Genomic DNA, 4858 nt, shown 5'->3' with positions numbered 1-4858 from the left:
ATACGCCGCCCCTCTGGCTTGCTGAGAAGGCAAATTTGCGCAAAATATCCTAACCAGTCTGGAATCCATAAAGAGCCTTCCTTTATTTAATCCGTAGATTACATAGATTTTCACAGCTTGTTTCGTTCTCCATTTGTGAGAATTCGTGGGTAGAGAAGCTGTATTTTTCCTATGCTCAATCTAATTGAAGCGCTATCCTTTTGCGTCCTTTGTGCCTGTGTGGTTCACAAATAGCCGGAAGCTGGCGACTGGCATTTACTTGCCCCGATACACCGAGCCCGGCGCTTGCGCGCCTTCTTTGCGTGCAGGTATGATGATAAGTCATGACGACAGGCGCGTAGCTCAGCTGGTTAGAGCACCACCTTGACATGGTGGGGGTCGTTGGTTCGAGTCCAATCGCGCCTACCATCTGTGAGCCGCCGACCGCCGGTGACGATCGCTTGCCGCCGGCGCGCGGTGGTTTTCTCTACTTTCATGTGGTCTCCCGTATGGATCACCACTGAGTCGCAGGTCTTGTTGCATGCCTCGGATTACCCTTCCTGACGGTTCCCGGAAACAGCTCGATGGCCCAATCTCCGTCCAGGAGGTCGCCCTTGCTATCGGTCCCGGTCTCGCTAAGGCTGCCCTGGCCGGTCGGGTGGATGGGGTGCTGGTGGATACCACTTTTCTCATCGACCGGGATGCAGCGGTCGCCATCGTCACCGTCCGGGACGAGGCTGCCCTGGAGCTGCTGCGTCACGATGCCGCCCACGTCATGGCCCAGGCGGTGCAGGAGCTCTACCCCGGGACCCAGGTCACCATCGGGCCCGCCATCAAGGACGGCTTCTACTATGACTTCGCCCGGGACGCGCCTTTCACCCCGGATGACCTGACCCGCATCGAGCAGCGTATGGGGGAGATCGTCGCACGCGATCTGCCTATCCGACACGAGGTCTGGGACCGGGATGAGGCGATCCGGGTCTTCGGCGAGCTCGGCGAGCAGTACAAGGTGGAGATCATCCGGGATCTGATCCCGGAGGGCGAGGCGGTCTCCGTCTACCGCCAAGGGGATTGGTTCGATGTGTGCCGGGGCCCCCATCTGCCGTCGACCGGCAGGCTCGGCAACGGATTCAAGCTGATGAAGGTGGCCGGCGCCTACTGGCGGGGCGACTCCCGCAACCGGATGCTGCAACGCATCTACGGCACTGCGTGGCGGGATCGGAAGGAGCTCAAGGCTTACCTGCACCGCCTCGCGGAGGCCGAGAAGCGGGATCACCGTAAGCTCGGCAAGGCCCTGGACCTGTTCCATTCCCAGGACGAGGCCCCGGGTATGGTGTTCTGGCACCCTAAGGGCCGGACCCTGTATCTGATCCTGGAGCAGTATATCCGTGACCAGCTCCGCGCGCGGGGCTACCAGGAGGTACACACGCCCCTGGTAATCGACCGCAGCCTGTGGGAAAGGTCCGGGCATTGGGATAAGTTCCGCAAGGATATGTTCGTTACCGAGTCGGAGGACCGGGTCTTTGCCATCAAGCCCATGAACTGCCCAGCCCACATCCAGATCTACAACCAGGGTCTGAAGAGCTATCGGGACCTGCCGCTGCGCCTGGCCGAATTCGGCTCCTGCCACCGCAACGAGCCTTCCGGGACTCTGCACGGGCTGATGCGGGTGCGTAACTTCGTCCAGGACGACGCCCATATCTTTTGCACTGAGGGACAGATCCTGGCGGAGGTATCCGATTTCATCGACCTGCTGTTCGAGGTCTATCGGGACTTCGGTTTCGACGAGGTGCTGGTCAAGTTCTCTACCCGTCCGCAGCTGCGGGTGGGCAGCGACGCGGTCTGGGATCGGGCGGAAAGGTCCCTGCGGGACGCCCTGGAGCAAAAGGACCTGGACTGGGAGCTGCAACCGGGAGAAGGCGCCTTTTATGGCCCTAAGATCGAGTTTTCCCTGCGCGACTGCCTGCAGCGAGTCTGGCAGCTCGGTACCATTCAGCTCGATTTTTCCATGCCCGAACGCCTGGGTGCCCACTATATCGCCGAGGACAACAGCAAACGGATACCGGTTATGCTGCACCGGGCCATTCTCGGCTCTCTGGAGCGCTTCATCGGTATCCTGATCGAGCACTATGCGGGTGCTCTCCCCCTCTGGCTGGCCCCGGTCCAGGCAGTCGTCCTGAACATCACGGACCGCCAGGCAGGCTATGTGCGCGAGGTCGTTAACACCTTGCGCGCCAAGGGCTTCCGGGTGGAATCGGACTTGAGAAACGAGAAAATCGGCTTTAAAATCCGCGCACACACCTTGCAGAAGGTGCCTTACCTGCTGGTGGTCGGCGACCGGGAGGTCACGCAACGGACGATTGCCGTCCGGGACCGCACAGGTAAGGATCTCGGCACGCTCGAGCTCGCTGACCTCGTCGCCCGGCTGGGCGAAGAGGTCAGGAATCGAACCCACTGACGACCGGCACCGCGCGGACTATCCTCATTTAAGCATCCGGGCTGTCCGCGCCGTTGCTCGTTCTTGATTGTTACCTGTTCGGAGGAACCTGCTATCGCTGCGCCAAAGAGAAACCGCGTCAATCATGAAATAACCGCCTACCAGGTAAGGCTCATCGACGCGGAAGGTAATCAGGTCGGTATCGTAAATCTGGAGGAAGCCCAGGAACGGGCAACGGGAGTGGGATTGGATCTCGTGGAGATTGTCCCCAACGCGGAGCCGCCGGTCTGTCGCCTGATGGATTTCGGAAAGTTTCTGTTCGACCAGAAAAAAAAGAAGTCCGAGGCCCGTAAGAAGCAAAAGCAGGTTCAGGTCAAGGAGGTCAAATTTCGTCCCGGGACGGATGAAGGAGACTATCAGGTCAAGCTGCGCAACCTGACCCGGTTCCTGAATGACGGAGACAAGACCAAGGTCACCATGCGCTTTCGTGGGCGTGAGCACGCACACCGTGAGCTGGGGCTCCAGCTGCTGCGGCGCGTAGAGACCGACTTGGCCGAAATCGGTGTCATAGAGCAACAGCCGCAGATGGAAGGACGGCAGATGGTGATGGTCCTGGGTCCCAGGAAGAAATAGCGGCCATGTAGGTCGCTAGGCGCTTTTATACCGTCGCACATGGTCCTTTGCGACGGTGAAGCCGGTAGGTTGTACGGGCATATGTTTTAACTACGAATCACGCGAATCCATTCGCGAGGATTCGCATGATTCGTCGTTTCTCCTCTTGTTTGTCGACCGGTAACGCTTAACTTAATGGCATTGGGTTGTAGACGGGCTGTGCCCAGTGACGATTCATAGGCCGGGACTTTTGTAACATTAGGTGACTGCTCGGCGGCTTAAGTCATACCCAAGAAGGACGTAGCCGCTACGCGGAGGTTTCCTTTTCCACCCACACAAAACGGAACAGGGTCAGATCTGATCTACCTGAATGCCTACATTGCTGAACAAAGATGGGTTCAAATTTTTCTTCTATGCAAACGAACACGAACCACGTCATATTCATGTATTGAAGGGTGAAGGTTTTTTCAAGATCGAACTGGAAACCCTTCGGATCGTCAACAACCGCATGAAACCGAAAGATCTGAGAAAAGCGATGGCTATTGTGGAAGCGAACAGAGATAATTTTATCAGAGGTTGGGATGAACGCTTCACTCAAAGGTAAAAAGGTTCGGTTCGACGACCGATATCTTCATGTGGAATTAGTCGATGGGCGCATCATATCGACTCCGATAGGATGGTATAAGGAATTGCAGAATGCCACATTCAATCAAATAACCAACTACACATTTATTTGTGCGAACACGGGGATTGAGTGGCCCGATATAGATTACCATCTGAATATAGAAAGTATGCTGATTGCCACGTCGCAAGCCAAAGCAGCCTAATCATAAAGCTGCATTTTTCGACCCATTTGCGTTGATTCGCGTTCATTTGCGGCAAAAAAAGAGTTTCTCTGGGCGTACACGGCAGTGCGTAGAGACACGATAACTCGATAAGAAACGGCGGAGTAGGACAAAGAGATGCCCAAGATCAAGACCAATCGCGGGGCGGCCAAACGCTTCAAACGTAACGCCGCCGGGACCTTCAAACGGAACGCCTCCCACCGGCGGCACATATTGACCAAGAAGAGCACCAAGCGGATGCGCCATCTACGGGGCCCCAAGGCGTTGCACAAATCGGATGTGAAATCCGCCCAGCGGATGATCCCTTATTGTTGACTCGCAGTTTCGAGTACCCAAGCGAGTGGACAGTCGTGTGAAATGGAAACCGCGTTCTCGCTTCACGGCCTGGAAGACGGCAAGGTAGCGTTAGAGATGCTTGGCCCGGTCGGATCGATTCCGGAGAGATACAGATGCCACGTGTAAAACGAGGCGTTACAGCACGCGCCCGTCACAAAAAGGTGCTGAAAGAGGCCAAGGGTTACTATGGTGCCCGCAGCAGGGTTTACCGGGTCGCCAAGCAGGCCGTCATCAAGGCCGGCCAATATGCCTATCGTGACCGGCGCCAGAAAAAGCGCCAATTTCGCTCCCTGTGGATCGTTCGCATCAACGCGGCTGCGCGCGAGCACGGGCTGTCCTACAGCCGTCTCATGAACGGCTTGAAGCAGGCCGGTATCGAGATAGACCGCAAGGTGCTGGCCGATATTGCCTATCGTGACAAAGTGGGCTTCGCGGCCCTGGCCGAGCAGGCGAAAGCGGCGGTTGCCGCCTGATGACTCGCACTAGTACCTCATTTCGCTTGATATTGCCGGTAGAGTCGCTTGAGCTTGTGCGAGCTTTCTCACCCGGGTAGTGGTAGATTTTTAACTGATTAGATTGGTTGATAGCGCCCGTAGGATGCGGTGAGCGTGGTATACCGCTTCATGGATGGCATTGACGGCCGGCGCGA

The 4858-nt window shown here is 56.9% G+C and carries 6 protein-coding genes and 1 tRNA gene; all 7 read left to right on the top strand.

All coding sequences use genetic code 11. The features are described from left to right. The first annotated feature begins 331 nt into the window (after positions 1-331). The 7 genes from BQ17_RS01545 to rplT all read left to right on the top strand — a co-directional run bounded on the left by BQ17_RS01545 (position 332) and on the right by rplT (position 4682). Positions 332-408, top strand: a tRNA-Val gene (locus tag BQ17_RS01545). 112 nt (positions 409-520) lie between these two features. Then, positions 521-2437, top strand: coding sequence for a threonine--tRNA ligase (thrS, locus tag BQ17_RS01540; protein WP_089723983.1), 1917 nt, complete (start codon positions 521-523; stop codon positions 2435-2437). A gap of 63 nt (positions 2438-2500) precedes the next feature. Continuing rightward, positions 2501-3049 carry a translation initiation factor IF-3 gene (gene infC, locus BQ17_RS01535; protein WP_207787815.1) on the top strand — a complete coding sequence of 183 codons (549 nt, stop codon included), beginning with the start codon at positions 2501-2503 and terminating at the stop codon, positions 3047-3049. A 349-nt stretch (positions 3050-3398) separates the two neighbouring features. Continuing rightward, positions 3399-3632 (top strand): DUF4160 domain-containing protein, encoded by a 234-nt coding sequence (locus BQ17_RS01530; RefSeq protein ID WP_089723982.1) that lies wholly within the window; start codon positions 3399-3401, stop codon positions 3630-3632. Further along, positions 3610-3855, top strand: coding sequence for a DUF2442 domain-containing protein (locus tag BQ17_RS23830; protein WP_089723981.1), 246 nt, complete (start codon positions 3610-3612; stop codon positions 3853-3855). The genes BQ17_RS01530 and BQ17_RS23830 overlap by 23 nt, the downstream gene beginning before the upstream one ends. Before the next feature lie 135 nt (positions 3856-3990). Beyond that, positions 3991-4188, top strand: coding sequence for a 50S ribosomal protein L35 (rpmI, locus tag BQ17_RS01520; RefSeq protein ID WP_089723980.1), 198 nt, complete (start codon positions 3991-3993; stop codon positions 4186-4188). A gap of 134 nt (positions 4189-4322) precedes the next feature. Continuing rightward, entirely contained in the window at positions 4323-4682 is a 360-nt protein-coding gene (gene rplT, locus BQ17_RS01515) for a 50S ribosomal protein L20 (protein WP_089723979.1), read from the top strand. The last annotated feature ends 176 nt before the right edge of the window (positions 4683-4858 follow it).

This window comes from Candidatus Thiosymbion oneisti, assembly GCF_900092655.1.
Taxonomy (GTDB): Bacteria; Pseudomonadota; Gammaproteobacteria; order Chromatiales; family Chromatiaceae; genus Thiosymbion; species Thiosymbion oneisti.
Note: the sequence above shows the minus strand (reverse complement) of the source record. Positions and strands in the feature narration are given on the sequence as shown.